The organism is Luteimonas sp. S4-F44 (assembly GCF_022637415.1).
In the GTDB taxonomy this organism is placed as follows: Bacteria; Pseudomonadota; Gammaproteobacteria; order Xanthomonadales; family Xanthomonadaceae; genus Luteimonas.
In genome coordinates this window covers 2,141,394-2,162,647 of sequence record NZ_CP093340.1, presented here as the reverse complement: position 1 = coordinate 2,162,647, position 21,254 = coordinate 2,141,394, and the positions used below count along the sequence as shown (strand labels likewise).

At 68.9% G+C, this 21,254-nt stretch carries 15 protein-coding genes; 7 read left to right on the top strand and 8 right to left on the bottom strand.

Going from position 1 to position 21,254, the window contains the following annotated elements; all coding sequences use genetic code 11:
* Window positions 1-56 precede the first annotated feature (56 nt).
* From mtnC to MNO14_RS09890, 6 genes are all read right to left on the bottom strand, one after another.
* The gene (gene mtnC / locus MNO14_RS09915; RefSeq protein WP_241943597.1) at window positions 57-746 is read right to left on the bottom strand and encodes an acireductone synthase; all 690 of its coding nucleotides are present in this window, start codon (window positions 744-746) and stop codon (window positions 57-59) included.
* A gap of 223 nt (window positions 747-969) precedes the next feature.
* The gene (locus MNO14_RS09910) at window positions 970-1,527 is read right to left on the bottom strand and encodes an acireductone dioxygenase (protein WP_241943596.1); all 558 of its coding nucleotides are present in this window, start codon (window positions 1,525-1,527) and stop codon (window positions 970-972) included.
* Window positions 1,528-1,636: 109 nt separating this feature from the next.
* Window positions 1,637-2,281, bottom strand: coding sequence for a methylthioribulose 1-phosphate dehydratase (locus MNO14_RS09905; RefSeq protein WP_241943595.1), 645 nt, complete (start codon window positions 2,279-2,281; stop codon window positions 1,637-1,639).
* Window positions 2,282-2,311: 30 nt separating this feature from the next.
* Window positions 2,312-2,563 (bottom strand): hypothetical protein, encoded by a 252-nt coding sequence (locus MNO14_RS09900; RefSeq protein WP_241943594.1) that lies wholly within the window; start codon window positions 2,561-2,563, stop codon window positions 2,312-2,314.
* On the bottom strand, window positions 2,560-3,867 hold the full coding sequence (locus MNO14_RS09895; protein WP_241943593.1) for an amino acid permease: 1,308 nt from the start codon (window positions 3,865-3,867) through the stop codon (window positions 2,560-2,562). Before MNO14_RS09895 ends, MNO14_RS09900 begins: the two co-directional genes overlap by 4 nt.
* A 71-nt stretch (window positions 3,868-3,938) precedes the next feature.
* On the bottom strand, window positions 3,939-5,441 hold the full coding sequence (locus MNO14_RS09890; protein ID WP_241943592.1) for an amino acid permease: 1,503 nt from the start codon (window positions 5,439-5,441) through the stop codon (window positions 3,939-3,941).
* A gap of 310 nt (window positions 5,442-5,751) precedes the next feature.
* Here MNO14_RS09890 and MNO14_RS09885 point away from each other — a divergent pair, with 310 nt between their 5' ends.
* The 3 genes from MNO14_RS09885 (at window position 5,752) to MNO14_RS09875 (ending at window position 13,019) form a co-directional block, all read left to right on the top strand.
* Window positions 5,752-6,900 carry an acyl-CoA dehydrogenase family protein gene (locus tag MNO14_RS09885; protein WP_241943591.1) on the top strand — a complete coding sequence of 383 codons (1,149 nt, stop codon included), beginning with the start codon at window positions 5,752-5,754 and terminating at the stop codon, window positions 6,898-6,900.
* Between the two features lie 301 nt (window positions 6,901-7,201).
* Complete coding sequence (locus MNO14_RS09880) at window positions 7,202-12,124, top strand: NAD-glutamate dehydrogenase domain-containing protein (RefSeq protein WP_343226421.1); 4,923 nt, start codon at window positions 7,202-7,204, stop codon at window positions 12,122-12,124.
* Between the two features lie 127 nt (window positions 12,125-12,251).
* Window positions 12,252-13,019 carry an NAD kinase gene (locus tag MNO14_RS09875; protein WP_241943589.1) on the top strand — a complete coding sequence of 256 codons (768 nt, stop codon included), beginning with the start codon at window positions 12,252-12,254 and terminating at the stop codon, window positions 13,017-13,019.
* Between the two features lie 67 nt (window positions 13,020-13,086).
* On the opposite strand, the gene MNO14_RS16685 is transcribed toward MNO14_RS09875, so the two are convergent.
* Window positions 13,087-15,093 carry a glycosyl hydrolase family 18 protein gene (locus MNO14_RS16685; protein WP_343226420.1) on the bottom strand — a complete coding sequence of 669 codons (2,007 nt, stop codon included), beginning with the start codon at window positions 15,091-15,093 and terminating at the stop codon, window positions 13,087-13,089.
* Between the two features lie 607 nt (window positions 15,094-15,700).
* Between MNO14_RS16685 and MNO14_RS09860 the strand changes: the two genes are divergently transcribed.
* From MNO14_RS09860 to MNO14_RS09845, 4 genes are all read left to right on the top strand, one after another.
* Entirely contained in the window at window positions 15,701-16,606 is a 906-nt protein-coding gene (locus MNO14_RS09860) for a 5'-nucleotidase (RefSeq protein ID WP_241943588.1), read from the top strand.
* 32 nt (window positions 16,607-16,638) lie between these two features.
* Window positions 16,639-17,436, top strand: a complete 798-nt coding sequence (locus MNO14_RS09855; protein WP_241943587.1) for a transferase — start codon at window positions 16,639-16,641, stop codon at window positions 17,434-17,436.
* A gap of 172 nt (window positions 17,437-17,608) precedes the next feature.
* Window positions 17,609-19,654, top strand: coding sequence for a S9 family peptidase (locus MNO14_RS09850; protein WP_241943586.1), 2,046 nt, complete (start codon window positions 17,609-17,611; stop codon window positions 19,652-19,654).
* Between the two features lie 359 nt (window positions 19,655-20,013).
* Window positions 20,014-20,472, top strand: coding sequence for a PA2169 family four-helix-bundle protein (locus MNO14_RS09845; protein ID WP_241943585.1), 459 nt, complete (start codon window positions 20,014-20,016; stop codon window positions 20,470-20,472).
* 97 nt (window positions 20,473-20,569) lie between these two features.
* On the opposite strand, the gene MNO14_RS09840 is transcribed toward MNO14_RS09845, so the two are convergent.
* A complete protein-coding gene (locus MNO14_RS09840; RefSeq protein WP_241943584.1) occupies window positions 20,570-21,175 on the bottom strand; it encodes a TetR/AcrR family transcriptional regulator in 606 nt (201 codons plus the stop codon).
* Between the last annotated feature and the right edge of the window lie 79 nt (window positions 21,176-21,254).

Here is a 21,254-nt window from a genome sequence, read left to right as displayed (position 1 = left end):
CAAACGTCCCCCGACGTGCTTGCGTCGCGCAGTACGCCGACGCAAGACGAAGGCGATCAGGCCGCCGGATCGATCGCGTCGAACGACGTCACGCGGCGGTGGCCGTTCGCGGCGGCGGCATCGCGCGGTTCGGGGTAATCGTCGAGGCGGTCGACCAGCACCGTGCGCAGGCCGGCCTCGCGTGCGGCGTCGAGCTCGGCCACGACATCGGACAGGAACACGATCGCCGCCGGTGCCTCGTGCAACGCGTCGGCAATGCGCGTGTAGCTCGCCGCTTCGCGCTTGCCGCCGACCTCGGTGTCGAACCAGGCCGAGACCAGGCCGGTGAGGTCGCCGGCATCGCTGTGGCCGAAGAACAGCTTCTGCGCCGGCACCGAGCCCGACGAGTACACCGCCAGGCGTTCGCCGGCCGCATGCCAGCGGCGCAGGGCCTGCGCCGCGTCGGGGTAGATGTGCGCGGTGAAGTCGGCCTCGCGGTAGCCTGCTTCCCAGATCTTGCCTTGCAAGGCCTTGAGTGCGGTGTGCTTGCGATCCTCGTCGATCCAGCCTTGCAGCGTCTCGACGATCATCGCGTCATCGCACATCGCGCCGTGTTCGGTCGCCACCGCATCCAGCCAGCGCCGGACCTCGGGATCTTGACCATGTGCGGCGACGAAGCCGGGCAGGGCGCGGCGGGCATAGGGGAAAAGGACATCCTTGACGAACGAGATGCTGCTGGTGGTGCCTTCGATGTCGGTGAGGATCATGCGACTTGTCGCTCCTGGCGCGCGTGTTGGAAGGAGGCCGTCCCTGGCGTGACATCTGCGCCTGCCGTTTGCACCGCCCCGGCCATCCCTGGCCGGGCGTTCACTCGCATTGCGTCCGCCTGGACGGCGACCGCAGCGCTGCGCGCTCACCCGGACAAAACGGACGCGGCATGATGCCACCGGCTGCCGCGCGTCGGGGCGACGGTGGCCTTCGGGAAGCGCGTCAGTCGCGCGCGCCCGGCTCGTAGCGCGGGAACTGCTGGGCGATGTCCGAGCCGGTGAAATGGCCGATCCAGCCGTCGGGCTGCTGGAAGAAACGGATCGCCACAAAGCGCGGCTCCGGGCCCATGTCGAACCAGTGGGTCACGCCGTGCGGCACGCTGATCAGGTCGCCCTTGACGCATTCGATCTCGTAGACCTTGTCTTCGACGTGCAGCGTGAACAGTCCCGAGCCGTCGACGAAGAAGCGGACTTCGTCTTCCTTGTGCAGATGTTCGTCGAGAAATTTCTTGCGCAGCTCGTCGCGATTGGGGTTGTCCGGCGCGATGCTGATGACGTCGACCGTCGTGAAACCGCGCTCGGCGCTGATGCGGTCGATGTCGGCCTTGTAGGCGGCCAGCACCTGTTCGGGCGAGGCACCGGCGGCGACCGGTTGCGCGGCTTCCCAGCGCTCGAAGGTCGCGCCGAGCTTGCCGAGCTCGCGGGCGATCTCCTCGCCGTCGCGGCTGTCGAACAGCGGCGTGTCGGGGGCGTTGTCGGCGAAGATGCGGAGGCGGCTCATGGCGGTCTGACTCGGGCGAGAGGGGAGCGCGCCAGACTAGCAGCTGGTCCCGACGCCGGCGTTGACGGGCGCGGAACGCAGGCGTTCCACGCGCACGTTGATCGTGAGGTCAGCGACCGCGCAGACGATGCAGCGCCAGCTCGCAGTGCAGCAGGAAATCGAAGGCTTCCAGATGCCGGCGCGCCTCGGCCATGTCGCGGCCCCAGGCATACAGACCGTGGCCGTCGATCAGGTAACCCCACATCGGGCCGGCATCGAGCAGGCATTCGACCTGCGCGGCGAGCGTGGGCATGTGCTGGCTGTTGGGCAGCACCGGCACGTCGATCGCGGTCTCGTGGGTCGCATTGCCGGCGAAGGCCTTCAGCAGTTCATAGCCTTCGATGCGCACATGTCCGGCGCCGGCGTACAGCCGCGAAGCGATGGTCTGGTTGGGCGAATGCGTGTGCAGGACGCAGCCGATCTCGGGGAAGCGGCGGTAGAGCTGGGTGTGCAGCAGCGTCTCGGCCGATGGCCGATGGTCACTGCCGACGGCCTGGCCGTCGAAATCGACGACCATGATGTCGTCTTCCTGCAACCGGCCCTTGTCGCGCCCCGACACGGTGATCGCCGCGTGGCGGTCGTCGAGGCGTTGCGAGAAGTTGCTGCTGGTCGCAGGCGTCCAGCCGGCCTGGGCGAGTTCGCGGACGTTGACGATCAACTCGCCAGCGAGTTCGCGCAGGCGGTGGGCATCGAAGGGGAGCGTCGGATCGGGCATGGCGCAGAGTCTACCGCGCGGCCGTCCCGTTCACCGATGCCAGCGCCAGCGCGCTGGCTCGCCCTTGAGCGCGCAGGTCGCGATCAGCAGCGCGGTAGCCAGCGACAGGCAGCCGAAGAAAGCCGCCGGGTCGCGCTGGGGCGGAAACCGCAGCAGCACGACGACGACGCTGATCGCGTAGACCGCCAGCACCGCCCAGCCCTGCCAGCGCCGCGGCAGGCCCCACCCCCAGCCGAAGGACTTGGCCGGAAACCAGTAGTCGTCCTTGCGGGGTGCGGTCACGGTGCGGCCTCCGGCCGTGCGCGGCGGCCGAAGCCGCGATAGCCGGCCCAGGCCAGCAGCGCGATGATCGCCGCGCCCATCAGCGTCTCGATCGGCGTCGACCAGACCAGCAGCCCGCAGGCGAGCAGGGCGCCCATGCCAAGCAGACGCTCGCGCGTGCCCGAGACATGCGTCCGGTTGCCCAGCAGCAGGCTCAGGCCCGCGGCGGCATAGGCCATCACCACCAGGGTCACCGCCATGTTGATGATCGTTTCGAACTGGCCCGCCACCGAGTCGGAGAAGGTGGTCAGGGCGATCGCGGTCATCGAGATCACCACGAACAGCAGGCCGGTGGCGGCCGCGCCATTGCGCAGCAGGCGGCCGAAGATGGCCGGCAGAAAGCCGCGCTGGGCGGCGCGCGCGCCCGACTCGCCGGTCACCAGCATCCAGCCGCCGAGCGTGCCGGTGGCCTTGAGCGCGGCGGCCGCGGCGATCACCGGGATTGCCCAGGCGCCGAACATCTGCCCGGCGACCATCGCAAATGGCGCGCTCGACTGCGCGAGTTCAGCGACCGGCACGATGCCCATCATCAGCACCGAGGAGACCAGGTAGACGACGCCGGCCAGCAGGATGCCGCCGAGCGTGGCGATCGGCACGTTGCGGTCGGGGTCGCGGACGACGCCGGCGACCATCGCCCCGGTCTCCAGGCCGATGAACGCCCAGAACACCACCGACAGCGAGCCGATCGCGACCGCCGCGTCCGATTGCCCGCTGACGTTCCAGCCGGCCAGGTACAGGTCGGGATCGAAGTGCGCCCAACCGGCGATCAGGATTGCGGCGACCGGCAGCAGGCCGAACACCACGCAGAACGACTGGAACCGCGCGATGGTGCGCGGCCCGAACAGGTTCAGCGCGAACATCGACCAGATCAGCACGACCTGGCCGACGACCTGCGCGACTGGGGTCGCGTCGATCGGCAGCAGGATGATCAGGTAGCCGAATGCAGCGACCGCGATCGCGTTGTTGCCGATCCACGACGACAGCCAGTACAGCGTGGAGGCCAGAAAGCCCATGTCGCGGCCCAGCGTCGGGCGGATGTAGTCGTCGGGCGATTCGAGGTTCGGGTACTGGCGGGCCAGGCGCGCGAATGCGCCGCCCAGCGCGACGGCCAGTAGCGTGCCGAGCAGCCACGACAGTGCGGTCACCGCACCCGAGCGCGCCAATGTGGCCGGTAGCAGAAAGAAGCCCGAGCCGATCATGTTGTTGGCGACCATGAACGTCGCCAGCACCGGTCCGATCTTCCTGGCCGTGGAGGGAATGGACATCGCGGGATCTCGCAGTGGCGCGCGGCGCCGGGGCGGAAACGACACGGCCCGCGCGATGCGGGCCGTGGAAGTCACTCAGCGTTGCGCAGCTTGCTGTGCCGGTAGCCGTAGGCGAAGTAGATCGTGAAGCCGATCACCGTCCAGCCCAGCAGCACCATCCAGTTGAGCATCGGCATGATCGCCACCAGCCCCAGACACGCCAGGACACCCAGCGTGCCGACGACATAGACGGCCGGCGTGCGGAACGGGCGGTGCAGCCCCGGCTGCGTGCGCCGCAGCACCATCACGCCCAGGCACACGGTCGCAAACGCAACCAGCGTGCCCATCGACACCACATCGCCCAGCAACTGGATCGGCAGCAGCGCGGCCATGACCGCGGCGACCGCGGCGACCAGCACGGTGCCCTTGTGGGGGGTGCGGAAGCGCTTGTGGACCGCGCCGAAGAAGCGCGGCAGCAGACCGTCCTGGGCCATCGAGAAGAAGATGCGCGGCTGGCCCATCAGCATCACCAGGATCACCGTGGTCAGGCCGGCGATCGCGCCGATCTCCACCAGGATCTTGAGCCAGGCCAGGGCGGGGTAGGCCTCCAGCGCGGTCGCCACCGGCTTGGCGGTACCGAGCGCGGTGTAGGGCACCATGCCGGTCAGCACCGCGGAGACCGCGATGTAGATCAGGGTGCACAGCACCAGCGAGCCGAGGATGCCGATCGGCATGTCGCGCTGCGGGTTCTTGACCTCCTGGGCGGCGGTCGAGACCGCGTCGAAGCCGATGTAGGCGAAGAACACGATCGAGGCGCCGCGCAGCACGCCCTCCCAACCGAAGCGGTCGCCGCCCTGGTTCTCGGGAATGAACGGCAGCCAGTTGTCGACATTCACGTACTGGGCGCCGAACGCCAGCAGCAACAGGATCACCACGACCTTGATCGAGACGATGATCGCGTTGGCGGTGGCCGACTGGGTGATGCCGACGTAGCACAGCGTGCCGACTGCGCCGACGATCAACAGCGCCGGCAGATTGAACAACGCGCCGGTCAGCACGAACCGGCCGAACTCGCAGGCGCCGGCCTGTGCGGCTTCGTGGGTACAGAAGTTGATCGGCGCCTGGGTCAACGCCGCGGGCAGATGGAGCCCGAACGACTCCAGGAAACTGACCGTGTAGCCCGACCAGCCGACCGCGACCGTCGAGGCCGCGAACAGGTACTCGAGCACCAGGCTCCAGCCGACGAACCAGGCCAGGGCCTCGCCGAGGGTGGCGTAGGTGTAGCTGTAGGCGCTGCCCGAAGCGGGGATCATCGCCGCGAACTCGGCGTAGCACAGCCCCGCCATCGCGCAGGCGAAGGCGGCGATGACGAAGCTGAGCATGATCGCCGGCCCGGCGTGGTTCGCGGCCGCAGTCCCGGTGATCACGAAGATGCCCGCGCCGATGACCGCGCCGAGCCCGAGCATCACCAGATGCTTGGCGGTGAGCGTGCGCTTGAAGCTGGCTTCGCCCGACAGGCCGCCTTCGACCGGCTCCCCGGCGTCGACATGCGGTTGGGCCTGGATGGGCTTGGTGATCAGCAGGTTCTTGAGCATCGGGTTCCCCGGGTTGGACGGTCGGTCGGGCACACGAACGGGCGGCTCCCTGCCGATACCCCCTTTTCCCGATGCGCCCCGCGAATCGCCGTACCTTGCCAAACGCAGCGTTCCGGCACAAGCAACGGCGGTGCATTCCGTGCGGCCCGCCCGGCGAGGCATCTCGATCTGGACGGGCGCGGCGGCCTGGCCCTCGGTCCTGGACGGATTCGGGGCGGTTCATGCTGCAGTGCGCAATGTCCGCTCCCACAGTCGGGATGCGTTCGTCGCTACAATTGCCCGCTGACCTTGGTGCAGAAGCGGAGCGGCCGTGGAGTTCGGTTTTAGCGAAGAGCAGTTGATGATCCAGGACGTCGCGCGCCGGATCGCACAGGAAAAAATCGTGCCCAGCGCCGGGCACTTCGACCGCACCGGCGAGTTCCCGCTGGAGAACATCCAGTTGCTCGGCGAGAACGGCCTGATGGGCATCGAGGTGCCGACCGAGTACGGCGGGGCGGGCATGGATCCGATCGCCTACGTACTGGCGATGATCGAGATTGCCGCCGGCGACGGTGCGCACTCGACGATCATGTCGGTCAACAACTCGCTGTTCTGCAACGGCATCCTCACCCACGGCACCGAGGCGCAGAAGCACAAGTACGTCGCGGCGATCGCCGAGGGCCGGGAGATCGGTGCGTTCGCGCTGACCGAACCGCAATCGGGATCGGATGCGACCGCGATGCGGTGCCGCGCCGTCAAGCAGGCCGACGGCAGCTTCGTGGTCAACGGCAAGAAGAGCTGGATCACCTCCGGCCCGGTCGCCAAGTACTTCGTACTGTTCGCGATGACCGAGCCTGACAAGGGCGCCCGCGGCGTCACCGCGTTCCTGGTCGACGGCGAGCGCGCCGGCTTCCACCGCGGCAAGACCGAGCCCAAGCTCGGCATCCGCGCGTCGGCCACCTGCGAGATCGAGTTCCAGGACTACGTCGTCCAGCCCGACGAGGTGCTGGGCGAAGAAGGGCAGGGCTTCAAGATCGCGATGGGCGTGCTCGATGCCGGGCGCATCGGCATCGCCTCGCAGGCGATCGGCATTGCGCGCGCCGCGTACGAGGCCACGATCGCCTACGTCAAGGAGCGCAAGGCCTTCGGCCAGCCGATCGGCGCGTTCCAGATGACCCAGGCCAAGATCGCCGACATGAAGTGCCGGCTCGATGCCGCGCTGCTGCTGACCTTGCGCGCAGCCTGGACGAAGGGCCAGGGCCAGCGCTTCGGCAACGAGGCAGCAATCGCCAAGCTCACCGCGTCCGAGACCGCGATGTGGATCACCCACCAGGCGCTGCAGATCCACGGTGGCATGGGCTATTCGAAGGAAATGCCGATCGAGCGCTATTTCCGTGACGCCAAGATCACCGAGATCTACGAGGGCACCTCGGAGATCCAGCGGCTGGTCATCGCCCGCAACGAGACCGGTCTGCGCTGAGCGCCCTCGTGATCCGTCGCCCCAAGCCCGTCGTTTGCTCCACCGGTCCGCGCCGCCCCGACGGCTGCGCGGCCGCTTCCGTCGTCCCCGACCCCGACGCCAGCCGCACTGCGTGCAGCCCGCCATCCGTCGTTTTCTTGTTCCCTGTCGGCCCGCGTGAGAACGCGGGCCTCATTGCATCGGACCTATCGTCGTCATGAGCACATCCCGCAAGACCGGTACCCCTTCCTCCAAACGCAAGGCCGCCGCGACCCCGGCACCGCGCAAGCGCGCCAAGCCGCAGGGCGGCGACGCCAGCGTCATGCCGGCGCCGTCCCGGCCCGCCGGCGCCAGCCTGCTGGACCCGATCTTCGCGGCGGTGCGGCGTCGCACTGGCAAGGCTGCGGCCCGCGGCGCCGATGCGTTCGCGCAAGGCTTCTACCGGCGCATGACCGAGGACGAAATTCCGCTGCACAGTGCCGATGGCTGGGCGGCGCTGGCCGCCGACCTGTTCGAGTTCGCCGCGCGTCGCAAGCCGGGCACCGCCAATGTGCGGCTGTTCAATCCGGCCCAGGACAGCCACGGCTGGGAATCGCCGCACACCGTGCTGCAGATCGTCAACGACGATATGCCATTCCTGGTCGACTCGGTCACGATGGCGCTGGCCGAGCGCAGCATCGGCGTGCACGTGCTGGGGCACCCGGTCCTGCACATCGCGCGCGACCGCAACGGCCGTTTGACCGGCGTGGGCGAGGGCGACGCCGAATCGGTGATGCATCTGGAGATCGATCGCCAGACGCCCGAAGCGAGCGCGCAGATCGAACAGGTGGTGCGCCGCGTGCTCGACGACGTGCGCGCGATCGTGACCGACTGGGGCCAGATGCGCGAGAAGATGCAGGAGGTCGCCGCCGATCTCGTCGCCCGGCCGATGCCGGTCGCCGACGCCAACCGGCGCGAGGCGCAGGAATTCCTGCGCTGGGCCGCCAGCGACCACTTCACGTTCTTCGGCTATCGCGAGTACAAGGTGCGCCGCAAGGGCGCCGACGGCGTGCTCGAGCCGGTCGCCGACAGCGGCCTGGGCCTGCTGCGCACGCCGGCCACGGTCAAGTCGCGCCCGCTCAGCGAGCTCGGTGCCGATGCGCTGCGGCGCGCGGGCGAGGTCGATGCGCTGATCCTCACCAAGACCAGCGCCCGTTCCACCGTGCATCGTCCCGGCTACATGGACTACATCGGCGTGCTGCGCTACGACGCCAAAGGCCAGGTGATCGGCGAGCAGCGTTTCCTCGGTCTGTACACGTCCAGCGCCTACACCCGCCGGCCGTGGGACATCCCGCTGGTGCGCGAGCGGTTCGAGCACGTGATGAGCGAGTCCGGCCTCAAGCCGACCGGCCACAGCGGCAAGACCCTCAAGCATCTGCTCGAGACCCTGCCGCGCGACGAGCTGTTCCAGTCCACGCCCGATGAGCTGTTCCGCCTGGGCACCGGCATTCTGGGATTGCAGGAGCGCGTGCGCAGCCGGTTGTTCCTGCGCCGCGACCGCTACGGTCGCTTCTACTCGGTGCTGGTCTACATCCCGCGCGACCGCTTCAACACCGACGTGCGCCACCGTGTCGAGGACATGCTGCGCGAGACGATGCAGGCCGACCACGTCGATGCGCATGTGGTGCTGGGCGAGTCGCCGCTGGCGCAGCTGCACCTGATCGTGCGCCCGCGCGCGGGCGTGCAGGGCGATGTCGACCAGGCCGCACTCGAGCAGGCGCTGCAGAAGATCGTGCGCAACTGGCACGACGACCTGCGCGACGAACTCGTGCGCCGCCGCGGCGAGGGCGAAGGCCTGCGTCTGGCCGGTCACCTGGGCCGCGGCCTGTCGGCTGCCTATATCGAGTTCGCATCGCCGGCCGTGGCCGCGACCGATGTCGAGAAGCTCGCCGCCGCCCAGGCCAGCGGCGCGTTGCAGCTGAGCTTCTACACCCAGGCCACGTCGTCGGCCGGCGATGTGCTGCTGCATTTCAAGCTCTACCGCAGCGGCCAGCACCTGCCGCTGTCGGACGTGTTGCCGGTGATGGAGAACCTCGGCCTGCGGGTCATCGCCGAGAACCCGACGCGCCTGACCGTCGACGGCACCACGCTGTTCATTCAGGATTTCTTCGTCGAGACCTTGGCCGCCAACGTCGACATCGACGCGCGCGCGGCCGCGTTCACCGAAGCGTTCGATCGGGTCTGGCGCGGCGACGCCGAGAACGACGGCTTCAACCGGCTGATCCTCGCCGCCGATCTCGACTGGCGTCAGGTGGCGATGCTGCGCGCGTACTGCAAGTACCTGCAGCAGGTCGGCGTGCCGTTCTCGCAGTCCTATGTCGAAGATACGCTCGGCCGCTATCCGCTGCTTGCACGTTTGCTGGTGGAAGTGTTCGAGGCCCGCTTCGATCCGGCCACCGGCCGCGAGAGCCGCGCGCAGGTCGCCGCCGGCGTCAAGGCGCTGTCGGACCAGCTCGGCGCGCTGTCGGGTGATGAGGCCACGCTGGCGCTGCTGCAGCCGGTGCTCGATGCCCGCGCGCAGGACCGCGACGCGCAATACGATGCGGCCCGCACCGCGCTCAAGGGGCTGCTCGACCGCGTCGCGAGTCTCGACGAGGACCGCATCCTGCGCAGCTACCTGGGCGTGATCGACGCGACCCTGCGCACCAGCTACTACCAGCGCACCCGCGAAGGGGCGGTGCGCGACACGATCGCCTTCAAGTTCGATTCGGCGCGCGTGCCCGAACTGCCCAAGCCGCGTCCGTACCGCGAGATCTTCGTCTACGGCCCGCGCGTGGAAGGCATCCACCTGCGCTTCGGCCCGGTCGCGCGCGGCGGTCTGCGCTGGTCGGATCGCCGCGAGGACTTCCGCACCGAGGTGCTGGGCCTGGTCAAGGCACAGATGGTCAAGAACACCGTCATCGTGCCGGTCGGCTCGAAGGGTGGCTTCATTGTCAAGCGCCCGCCGGCCGGCGGCGACCGCGACGCGCTGTTCGCCGAAGGCGTGGCCTGCTACACGCTGTTCATCAACGGCCTGCTCGACATCACCGACAACATCGTCGACGGCAAGATCGCGCCGCCGCGCGACGTGGTCCGTCACGATGACGACGACCCATACCTGGTCGTCGCGGCGGACAAGGGCACCGCGACGTTTTCCGATATCGCCAACGGCATCGCCCGCGAGCACGGCTTCTGGCTCGACGATGCGTTCGCGTCGGGCGGCTCGGTCGGCTACGACCACAAGGGCATGGGCATCACCGCACGCGGCGCTTGGGAATCGGTCAAGCGCCACTTCCGGGCGATGGGCCGCAACTCGCAGACCCAGGACTTCACCGCAGTCGGCGTCGGCGACATGTCCGGCGACGTGTTCGGCAACGGCATGCTGCTGTCTGAGCACATCCGGCTGGTGGCGGCGTTCGACCACCGCCATGTGTTCATCGATCCGGCACCCGATGCCGCGGTCTCGTTCGCCGAGCGCAAGCGGCTGTTCGCGCTGCCGCGTTCGAGCTGGGCGGACTACGACCCCAAGCTGATCGGCAAGGGCGGCGGCGTGTGGCCGCGCAGCGCCAAGTCGATCCCGCTGTCGAAGGAGGCGCGTGAGGCATTGGGCATCGACGGCGACACCGCCGCGCTCAGCCCCAACGAGCTGATGTCGGCGATCCTGCGCGCGCCGGTCGACCTGCTGTGGAACGGCGGCATCGGCACCTACGTCAAGGCGTCGTCGGAGAGCCACGCCGATGTCGGCGACCGCGCCAACAACGCGCTGCGCGTCGACGGCCGCGAGCTGCGCTGCAAGGTCGTGGGCGAGGGTGGCAATCTGGGCATGACCCAGCTCGGCCGCATCGAGGCCGCGCAGGCCGGTGTGCTGCTCAACACCGACTTCATCGACAACTCCGCCGGCGTGGACACCTCCGACCACGAGGTCAACATCAAGATTCTGCTCAACGACGTGGTGCAGGCCAAGAAGCTGACGGTGCCCGCGCGCAACAAGCTGCTGGCCTCGATGACCGACGAGGTCGCCGAGTTGGTGTTGTGGGACAACTACCGCCAGAACCAGGCGCTGAGCCTGATGGAGCGCATGAGCGTCTCGCGGCTGGGCTCCAAGCGCCACTTCATCCGCACGCTCGAAGCGCAGGGTCTGCTCGATCGCCAGATCGAGTTCCTGCCTTCGGACGCCGAGCTGTCGGAGCGCAAAGCCAAGGGCCTGGGCCTGACCCGGCCGGAGCTTGCGGTGCTGCTGTCGTATTCCAAGCTCGTCGCCTTCGACCAGATGCTCGCCTCCGACATCCCCGAAGACCCGTACCTGTCGCGCGAACTGCAGCGTTACTTCCCCGTGCCGCTGCAGAAGAAGTACGCCGCGACCATGGAGCAGCACCGCCTCAAGCGCGAGATCATCGCCACCGCGGTGACCAACCAGATGATCAACCGCATGGGCGCGACGTTCCTGCTGCGCATGCAGGAAGACAGCGGGCGCTCGCCCGGCGAGGTCGCCAAGGCGTTCACGATCACCCGCGAGACGATCGAGGCGCGCGCGCTATGGAACAGCATCGATGCGCTCGACGGCAGCGTGCCCGAGTCGGTGCAGGTTGACGCCCTGCAGGTGATCTGGAACCTGCAGCGCGCCTTCACCCGCTGGCTGCTGGCGCGCGCCGGTGCGATCCCGGACATCACCACGGCCGTGGCGCGCTACCACGACGGCTTCCATGCCATCCGCATCGGCAGCCAGATCATCGCCGACAGCCAGCGTGCCGAACACGACGCCAGCCTGCAGACCTGGCGCGAGAAGGGCGTGCCGGAAGACCTGGCCGAGCAGCTTGCGGCACTGCCGTACCTGGAAGCGGCCTGGGACATCATCGAGGTCGCCAGCGAGACACGGCGCAAGCCGATCGACGTCGCGCGCGTGCACTTCCGCCTCGGCGAAGCGCTCAACCTGCCGTGGCTGACTGCGCAGATCGACGCGCTCGAGGTCGACGGCCGTTGGCACGCGGTAGCGCGCGGCGTGTTGCGCGAGGATCTCGGCCAGCAGCATCGCCTGCTCGTCGGCCAGGTGCTGGCGATGCCCGGCGACACGCCCGAGGAGAAGGTGCGCACCTGGCTCGAGCGCGACGATCCGACACTGCGCTTCACGCTGGCGATGCTGGCCGAACTCGCCGCGCAGAAGACGCTCGACTACCCGACCGTGTCGGTCGCGGTGCAGCGCGTCTCCCAGCTCGTCCAGCGCAGCTGAGGCCAGCGGGAGGGCGCACAGGCGCCCTCCCTTTCAATAGGCGGGATCGATCCGCTGCTGCGGTATCGACCCGCCACCCCATGACCTGCGCTAAGCTGCGCGCCGACGTTTCCGCACCGGCCCGCCGATGACCGCAACGCCCCGCCTCGCCTTCGTCGCCAGCCAGACCGCCGATGCCCAGGAGGCGCTGCAGGTGCTTGGCGCCGAACACGGCCAGTGCGATCCGGCGGACGCCGACGTCCTGGTGCCGCTCGGCGGCGACGGCTTCATGTTGCAGACGCTGCATCGCTACGGCCATCTCGGCAAGCCGGTCTACGGCATGAAGCTGGGGACGGTGGGCTTTCTGATGAACCAGCACCGGCAGGGCGACCTGCTGGCGCGCATCGCTGCAGCCCAGCCCGCGGTGCTGCACCCGCTGGAAATGCTGGCCGAGACCGAGTCCGGCGCCACCGTCTCGTCGCTGGCCTATAACGAGGTCTCGCTGCTGCGCCAGACGCGCCAGGCCGCGCACATGCGCATCGAACTCAACGGCGTCACGCGCCTGGAGGAACTGGTCGGCGATGGCGTGATCCTGTCCACCGCCGCCGGCAGCACGGCCTACAACTTCTCCGCGCACGGTCCGATCCTGCCGTTGGGCGCGGGCATCGTCGCGCTGACCCCGATCGCCCCGTTCCGTCCGCGCCGCTGGCGCGGCGCCATCCTGCGCGCCGAGACCGAGGTCCGCTTCCGCGTGCTCGACCCCTACAAGCGGCCGGTCAGTGCGACCGCCGACTCGCACGAGGTCCGCGATGTCGTGCAGGTCACCGTGCGCGAATCCGAGCGCACGGTGACGTTGCTGTTCGACCCCGAGCACAATCTCGAGGAACGCATCCTCAGCGAGCAGTTTGTGGCGTGAGCCACAGGGGCGCGCAGTGCGCCCCTTGTGTGCGGCGGGTCCGTCCCTGGACCCGCCGGACGCAGCCTCAGCGTAGGCCTTGCTCGATCGCCCGCGTCAGCGTGCCGCTGCTGTCGTCGCCGCTGAACTCCCAGAAGAACGCGCCGCCCAGGCCCTGCGCCTTCACGTAGGCCATCTTCTCGGCGATCAGCGCTGGATCATCGAACGACCAGAACGTCGTGCCGTTGTAGATCCACTGCGCGCGCGCGGTCGAATCGACGAAGCGCGGCCAGCCGAGCGTCTTGAGCACCTTCCAGTCCTCGATGCCGGCTTCATACGTGCCCGGCGCCGCAGTGCCTGTCTGGTACAGCCCGTTATTGGCATTGGGGACGTTGGTCCAGCCGCGCCCGTAGTAGCCGATGCCGAGGTTGAGCTTGGACGCCGGCACGCCCAGGTCCAGGAACGCCTGGATGGCGTCGTCGGTGTTGTACCGGCGCACATCGCCCGTGGACGGGTCACTCGGGGATGCGAACAGTGCCGTGTGGTGGTTGGTGCGCGGCTCCCAGCCGCCGTGGAAGTCGTAGGTCATCACATTGATGTAGTCCAACGACGGGTGGTAGAGGTTCGGGTCGGTGACGCGGATCTTGTCGACGCCCGCACCCACGGCCACCGTCAGCAGCAAGCCCGGCCGCACGGCGTTGAGCTGGCGGCGGAACTCGGCCAGCAGTGCGGTGAAGTTCTGCCGGTCCTCTGCGGTGCCGCAGTCGATTCCGCAGGCCACTGGATACTCCCAGTCGATGTCGATGCCGTCGAACACGCCGGCCGCGGCCGCTGCGCCGCCCGCCCCATCGGTCACCGGCAGGTTGCCGCGGATATAGGCATCGATGCACGAGGCCACGAACGCCTGCCGGTTTTCCGGCCGCGCGGCTTGCGAGAACCCGCGCGACCAAGTCCATCCGCCCAGCGAGATCAGCACCTTCAACCCGGGGTGGCGGGCTTTGAGCTTGCGCAACTGGTTCCAGTTGCCGCGCAGGGACTGATCCCAGGTATCGGCCACGCCGTCGACGCTCTCGGCAGCCGAGAACGCCTTGGTGTAGTCGGCGAAGGCATCACCACCAGCACCGGTGTTCGGGTCGGCCGGCTGGGTGACGCCAACCTCGCAGCGGTTGTTGCGCACGTTGCCGAACGCGTAGTTGATGTGCGTGAGCCGGGCGGCCGAACCGCTGGTTTCGATGTCGCGTACGCGGTAATTGCGGCCGTAGATGCCCCACTGGGTGAAGTAGCCGATCACGCGCTTCTCCCCGCCGCCGGCGTTGGCCGCCACGGTGCGCGCCACGATCTCGGGCGAGGACGCCGATGCGTTGCCGCTGCGGTCGCGTGCGCGAACCCGATAGGTGTAGGCGGTATTGGCCGACAGCGGGCTGTCGGTGTAGCCGGTCGCGGTGGGGGAGCCGACGATCTGGCCATTGCGATAGACGTCGTAGCCGGCCACGCCGCTGCCGCCGACGTTGTCGGTCGAGGCAGACCACGACAGCGTGATACTGGCGGCTGTCTGTTGCGTCGCCTGCAGTCCGGTCGGGACGCTGGGTGCCGTGGTGTCCGTGCCGGTGCCGCCGCCGACAGTGATCGTCACCGCGCTGGAGGTCGTCGTCGCGCCCTTGTTGTCGGTGGCCACGGCGGTCAGCACGTGCTGGCCGGCGGTCGCGTTCTGCCAGGTCAACGAGTAGGGCGCGCTGGTATCGGTCCCCAGCGACACCGCTCCGCGGAAGAACTGCACCGAGGCGATCGTGCCATCGTTGTCATTGGCATTTGCAGAGATCGTGACGTTGGCGCCGGTGGCGAATGTCGCGCCCTGGGCCGGGGCGGTGAGCGAAACGGTCGGCGGCTGGTTGGCGGTGCCGCCGCTGCAGGACCCCAGGTCCTGGTACCAGCCGCAGGACGTGCAGTAGTCGGGGGCCGCGTTCCAGATCTGGGTGCGGGCCTCGTAGAGCCGGCTCTGGTAGGTCAGGCGGTCGCCCGGGTTGTAGATGGTGCCGGCGTTCCACGCGGGAACGCCGGCGCAAGCGGCGGTTTGCGCCTGTGCGCTGGTGGCCATGCCGGCCGAAGCCAGCAGGCACAGCGACAGTGCGGCGAGTCTGCGATGCATCATGATGAAGTCTCCCTTTCCGATGCCGAGTGAAGCCGGCGCCCAGCCGCCGTCGGTGAACCGAGAGCGGAGCGCAGCGCCGACCGGATGCCCTTTCCGCCGCCTCCTGCAAGCCAGGGGGCGGCGGAAACCGGTACAAGGTCGGGACAAGAGGATCTCGGGCCTCATCTGCCCCCTACAAGACAACGTTGTCAACGCCGAATGTCCGGAATGCGAGGGCAGTCACGCTTGTGCGGATTGCGGGCTGAAAACGCCCAGCATTCATGATGCGGTGCAGCGAAAACGATCGCTGTGTGCGCGCCGCGCGCGCCGGCTTGTCGGCCGGTGCGCGTTGAGCGGAGCGAGCGGGGGCCGATCCGAGGCCCCACCATCCCGACACGTCAGGGCGGCATGTCCCCAGGAAGCAAGCGGGTAGGGCGGCGGGGCCGGGGCACAGCACTGGGCTGGCATAATGCGCGGTCGGCCCGCGGTGTGGTTCGGTGGCACGGTCCTGCCGCCGGTCCGACGATCCCCGCTGGCGCGGAGGCGCCGTCCCCTTCGAGCTCACGACCCTGCCATGCCCGACACCTTCGTCCCCACGCTGACCGTCGCGATCTCCTCGCGGGCCTTGTTCGACCTCGAGGACAGCCACACGCTGTTCGAGAGCGAGGGGATCGATGCCTACGCCGAGCACCAGCGGGCGCACGAGGACGATGTGCTGGAGCCGGGGATCGCGTTTCCCTTGGTCCGCAAGCTGTTGGCGCTGAACGTGGACGCGCCGCCCGACGCGCCGCGCGTGGAGGTGATCCTGCTGTCGCGCAATTCGGCCGATACGGGCTTGCGGATCTTCAATTCGATCCAGCACCACAACCTGGGGATCATCCGGGCGACGTTCACCTCGGGCGAGCCGACCTGGCCCTACATCAAGCCCTTCGGCACGCAGTTGTTCCTGTCGGCCAACCCCGATTCGGTGCGGCGGGCGCTGGAGAACGGCATCGCGGCGGCGACGATCATTCCGGCGCGCGCGCCGGCGCATCGCAACGACCAGTTGCGGATCGCATTCGACGGCGATGCGGTGATCTTCGGCGACGAAGGCGAGCGGCTGTCGCAGGAAGGCGGCCTGGACGCGTTCCACAAACACGAGCGCGAGCGTGCGCGCGAGGAAATGACCGGCGGCCCGTTCCGCGGGTTCCTGGCGGCGCTGCACGACCTGCAGGCGGCGTATCCGGCCGGCAAGGATGCACCGATCCGCACGGCCCTGGTCACCGCGCGCTCGGCGCCGGCGCACGAGCGGGTCATTCGCACCTTGCGCGCCTGGGGCGTGCGCCTGGACGAGGCTTTGTTCCTGGGTGGCCGGCCGAAGGGGCCGTTCCTGGATGCGTTCGGGGCGGACATCTTCTTCGACGATTCGCAGCACAACATCGATTCGGCGCGGCCGCACGTCGCCGCCGGGCATGTGCCGCACGGCTGGTCCAACCGCTGAGCGCCGGCATGGGGCAGGGGGACGACACTGGGATGCGGCCGTGGTGGGCACGATGGCAGGCGCACTGGCGTGGCCGCGGCGCACCCAAGCGGCCCTACGTGCGCCGGCACGATGGTTTCACTTCGCTACAGTTCGTGCGCCGACAGACGCAGAGCCGCATGGTCAGCGGCGATCCCGATCGGCTGCTGGTCGACTACACGCGCACGATGTTCGCCGCGCTGCTGTGGCAACCGGCGCCGGCGATGCTGGGCATGATCGGCCTGGGCGGGGGCTCGCAGGCGAAGTTCGCCTATCGCCATCTTCCGGGCACGCGGATCGAGGTGGTCGAGAACAACCCGCACGTGGTCGCGCTGCGCGCGGAGTTCGGCGTGCCGGCCGACGATGCGCGGCTTCAGGTCGTGATCGATGACGGGGCGCGGTTCGTCGCATCGCGTCCGGCCCATTTCGACCTGTTGTTGGTCGACGGCTACGACGAACACGGCATTCCCGCGGCGTTGTCGAGCCAGACGTTCTACGACGCCTGTCGCGACGCGCTGGCCGCCGACGGCGTGCTGGCCTGCAATCTGTACGTGCGCGATCCCGAGACCCACGTGGCCCGGCTGCGGCAGGCCTTCGGCCAGGCGCAGGTGCTGGTGGTCGACGAGCCGAAGATGAGCAACCGGGTCGCGTTCGCGTGGCGGGGCCCGCTGCCCGCACTGGAGGCCGAGGCACTGGTGGCGCGGGTGCCCGGCCCGGTGCGCGCATTGTTGCCGGACGTGTTCGCGCGTATCGCCGCGCGTGTGGTGCGGCACCGGACGATGGCCGCCGGCACGGCGAGCAGCAGGAACTAGAAAGCGCGCCATCTGAGCGCTGCTCGCCGCACGCGATCGCGCAGCATCCCACGCGTGTCGGCGCACAGGCGCGGCTGCGCCTGGCGTCTTGATGCCGCTTGGCCCGCGCGTCGTTGCGCCCCTTGCCCAAGCCGGTCAAAGTCCGGGGCTGTCTTTCGATCGGGGAACCCGAATGCAACGTTGGATCATGGGGATCGCCTGCGCGTTGGTGCTGGCGACCGCGACGCCGGCCGTCGCCGCCCGCCAGAGCGCGGGCATGACGCTCGAACAGGTGGCGCAGACGCGGGCCGCGAATCAGGCCGCGATCAGCCCCGACGGCAGCGAAGTGGCCTACGTCCTGTCGGTGCCGCGTACATTGGGCAAAGACCCCGATGGTCCGGCGCGCAGCGAGCTGCACGTGGTCGATCGTGCGGGCCATGACCGTGGGTTCGTGACTGGGCAAGTGGATGTGTCCGCGCCGCGCTGGCTGCCCGATGGCCAGTCGATCGCGTACCTGAGCAAGCGCGAAGGCGACGCGACCCGGCGGCTGTACACGATTCCGCTGCGTGGCGGCGAATCCACCGCGGTCGCGCATCTGACCGGCGACATCAGCAGCTTCGATCTCTCGCCCGACGGCCGTCGCGCTGTGCTGCTGGCCGCGCAGCCCGAGGATGCGGCGCGCAAGCAGCTGCGCGAGCAGGGCTTCTCGCAGAAGGTCTACGAGGAGGACTGGCGCCCGGTCGAGGTGTGGATCGCCGAACTGGGCAGTAGCGCATCGCCGCGCAAGCTCGCCATCGAAGGCAGCGTGCGCACCGTGCGCTGGAGCCCGGCCGGCGACCGGCTCGCGGTGGTCGTGGCCCCGCGCCAGCTCACCGACGACATGATGGTCGACGCGCGCGTGCGCATCTATTCGCTCGAAGGCCGCGAACTGGGCCGTGTGGACAACCCCGGCAAGCTCGGCGAGATCGCCTGGAGCCCGGACGGCGAGCACCTGGCGATCATTTCGGCCGCCGATGCCAACGACCCGAGCGAAGGCCGGCTGACCGTGCTCGGCAAGACCGGCGGCGCGCAGCGCGACCTGCTGCCCGGGCTCGAAGGCCATGTCTGGAACGTGGCATGGCGCGATGCGTCGACGCTGGTGTTCCTGAGCCAGGAAGGCGTGCAGAGCCGGCTGGCCGAGATCGCCGTGGACGGCAGCGGCCAGCGCACGCTGCTGCCAGCCGCAGGCCCCGTGCACATGGGCCTGAGCGTGGCGCGCAATGGCGACGTCGCCTTGGTCGGCAGCACGCCGGCGCATCCTTCCGAGATCTTCCACCTGGCGGCCGGCAGCGCCGAGCCGCGGCGGTTGACCGACAGCAACCCGTGGCTCGCCGACGTGCGTCTGGCCCAGCAGGAGGTCGTGCGCTACACCGCACGCGATGGCCTGGAACTCGAAGGCCTGCTGGTGCATCCGCTCGAGCGTCGGGGCAATGCCCGGGTGCCGCTGGTGGTGGTCGTCCATGGCGGCCCCGAATCGCACAACGTCAACGGTTGGCTCAACAGCTACGCGCAGCCGGCGCAGACGCTGGCCGCGCAAGGCTTCGCCGCGTTCTTCCCCAACTACCGCGCCAGCACCGGCCGCGGCGTGGCGTTCTCCAAGCTCGACCACGGTCGGCCGGGCATGGAGGAGTTCGACGACCTGGTCGACGGCGTGGATCACCTGGTCGACATCGGCCTGGTGGACCGCGACAAGGTCGGCATCACCGGAGGCTCCTACGGCGGCTACGCCAGCGCCTGGGGCGCCACGTACTACAGCGAGCGTTTCGCGGCTTCGGTGATGTTCGTCGGCATCTCCGACCAGGCCAGCCTGGTCACCACCGGCGACATCCCGCGCGAGCAGTACCAGGTGCACATGCAGACCTGGCCGTGGGAGAGCCCGGAGATGTACCGCCAGGCCAGCCCGATTACCCACGCGCAGAAGTCGCGCACGCCGACGCTGATCCTGCACGGCGAGGCCGACCCGCGCGTGCCGGTGATGCAGTCCTACATGCTCTACCGGTATCTCAAGCTGGCCGGCCAAGCGCCGGTGCGCCTGGTGCTGTACCCCGGCGAAGGCCATGGCAACAGCCGCGGCGCCTCGCGCTACGACTACTCGCTGCGCCTGGTGCAGTGGATGACCCACTACCTGACCGGACCGGGCGGCGAGCCGCCGGCCTACCAACTCGATTACGCACTGCCGAAGGCCGACGCCGCAGGCTGAGACGCAGGCCCCGGCCGTGTCTCGGCCGGGGCCATGGTGGTGGGCAATCGACGCGCGGGGCGTTCCAGCAGGACTCGCTCGCTCCGTCGCATCAGCTCAGTGCGCGCGAGGTATCGATACGGCGCTATCCCGAGGTGACGGGAGGGCGCAGTCCCGGTCGGGATATCGCCGCAGCGCACGCGCATGTCGGACGCCGCGCTTTCACAAGATCGTCGCTCGCGCGTCACGTGTCCTTGCCCAGCGCGTGGCTAGGGTAGGTCCCATCGCTCCACGGCCACGCGCAGTCATTGCCCGCCTGGACGATGCGGCCCGCGACCCTGATCGCGCCGCGCCATCCCCTCATTCGATCGGAGACCCAGATGACCAACAAGTCCGCGCATACGCTCAACGACCTCATCGCGATCGCCCGCGACGGCAAGGATTTCTATGAGGAGGCGGCGCAGAAGGTCGATCACGCCGAACTCAAGACACTGTTTTCGCGCATTGCCGCGCACAAGTCGCAGCTGGTGACCGACCTGAGCGCCGCGGTGCAGGCCGTCGGCGGCAAGCCGGAGACTTCGGGCACGATGGTCGGCACCCTGCAGCAGTTCTACGGCAAGGTCCGCGCCGCGTTCGGCGACAAGGAGTACGGTTATGTCGCCGAGCTGGAAGAGTCGGAAGACCGCCTGCTCGAGGCGTTCGATGAAGCCGCCCGCGATGCCGACACGCCGCCGGCCGCGCGCGATGTCGTGACCCGCCTGTTGCCGGAGGTCCGTGCGACCCATGACGAACTGCGCACCCGCAAGCACGCGCTCAAGGAACTCAAGGATCGCGGCTGATGTCTCGGCCGGTGTCTAGGACCGGCTGACAGCGTTGCTTCGAAGCCCCGGTTTGTGCCGGGGCTTTTTTGTGTCCGCGCCCAGCGTTCGCAAGCGCTTACACCCTCGGCCCTTGGTCGACGCGTAACAGCCCGCGCAACAGCAGGTCCAGCGCGTCGAGACTCCGTGCCAGTCGCGCCTTGTCGTCGTCGTCGCCAGTCGCGATCCAGAACGCAGCCTCGGTCAGGCTGCCGTGGAGCAGCGCAGCCAGCGCCTGCGGGTCGGTCGTGGCGACGACGCCCTGTGCCATCAGCGATTCGAGCAGGCCCTGCATCGATGCGATGCACGCGCGCTGCGATTGTGCCGATGCGCCGCCCAGCACGACCCGGGCATCGCGCAGCACCACCTGCTGGATCTCCGGCTCCAGGGCCATTTCCAGATAGGCGCGGCAGCGGCTGGTGAGTCCGGTCCAGGGCGTGTCGGCCGCCGCGGAGAGCGCGTGCAGGCGCGCGTCCATCTCGGCATCGATCTGCGCGACCACGGCGGCCAACAGGCCCGGCTTGTCGCCGAAGTGGTGGTACAGCGCGCCCCGGGTGAGGTCGGCCTGAGCGGTGAGCGCATCCATCGACGCCTCGGCATAGCCATGGCGGGCGAACGCGTCGCGGGCGGCGGCCAGCAAGGCCGCTCGGGTTTTCTCCATCTCCGCGCGGGTGCGGCGCGCCATCGCCATCTCCTCGAGACTGCACAGCAGTGTTTACATACGGAGCGTATGAATCTACGATTCGATTCATACGAGACGTATG

Bases quoted from the DNA above. Each gene is read 5' to 3' on its own strand.
- mtnC (WP_241943597.1), bottom strand. From the start codon at position 746: ATGATCCTCACCGACATCGAAGGCACCACCAGCAGCATCTCGTTCGTC.
- MNO14_RS09910 (WP_241943596.1), bottom strand. From the start codon at position 1,527: ATGAGCCGCCTCCGCATCTTCGCCGACAACGCCCCCGACACGCCGCTG.
- MNO14_RS09905 (WP_241943595.1), bottom strand. From the start codon at position 2,281: ATGCCCGATCCGACGCTCCCCTTCGATGCCCACCGCCTGCGCGAACTC.
- MNO14_RS09895 (WP_241943593.1), bottom strand. From the start codon at position 3,867: ATGTCCATTCCCTCCACGGCCAGGAAGATCGGACCGGTGCTGGCGACG.
- MNO14_RS09890 (WP_241943592.1), bottom strand. From the start codon at position 5,441: ATGCTCAAGAACCTGCTGATCACCAAGCCCATCCAGGCCCAACCGCAT.
- MNO14_RS09880 (WP_343226421.1), top strand. From the start codon at position 7,202: ATGCCGGCGCCGTCCCGGCCCGCCGGCGCCAGCCTGCTGGACCCGATC.
- MNO14_RS09875 (WP_241943589.1), top strand. From the start codon at position 12,252: ATGACCGCAACGCCCCGCCTCGCCTTCGTCGCCAGCCAGACCGCCGAT.
- MNO14_RS16685 (WP_343226420.1), bottom strand. From the start codon at position 15,093: ATGGCCACCAGCGCACAGGCGCAAACCGCCGCTTGCGCCGGCGTTCCC.
- MNO14_RS09860 (WP_241943588.1), top strand. From the start codon at position 15,701: ATGCCCGACACCTTCGTCCCCACGCTGACCGTCGCGATCTCCTCGCGG.
- MNO14_RS09855 (WP_241943587.1), top strand. From the start codon at position 16,639: ATGCGGCCGTGGTGGGCACGATGGCAGGCGCACTGGCGTGGCCGCGGC.
- MNO14_RS09850 (WP_241943586.1), top strand. From the start codon at position 17,609: ATGCAACGTTGGATCATGGGGATCGCCTGCGCGTTGGTGCTGGCGACC.
- MNO14_RS09845 (WP_241943585.1), top strand. From the start codon at position 20,014: ATGACCAACAAGTCCGCGCATACGCTCAACGACCTCATCGCGATCGCC.
- MNO14_RS09840 (WP_241943584.1), bottom strand. From the start codon at position 21,175: ATGGCGCGCCGCACCCGCGCGGAGATGGAGAAAACCCGAGCGGCCTTG.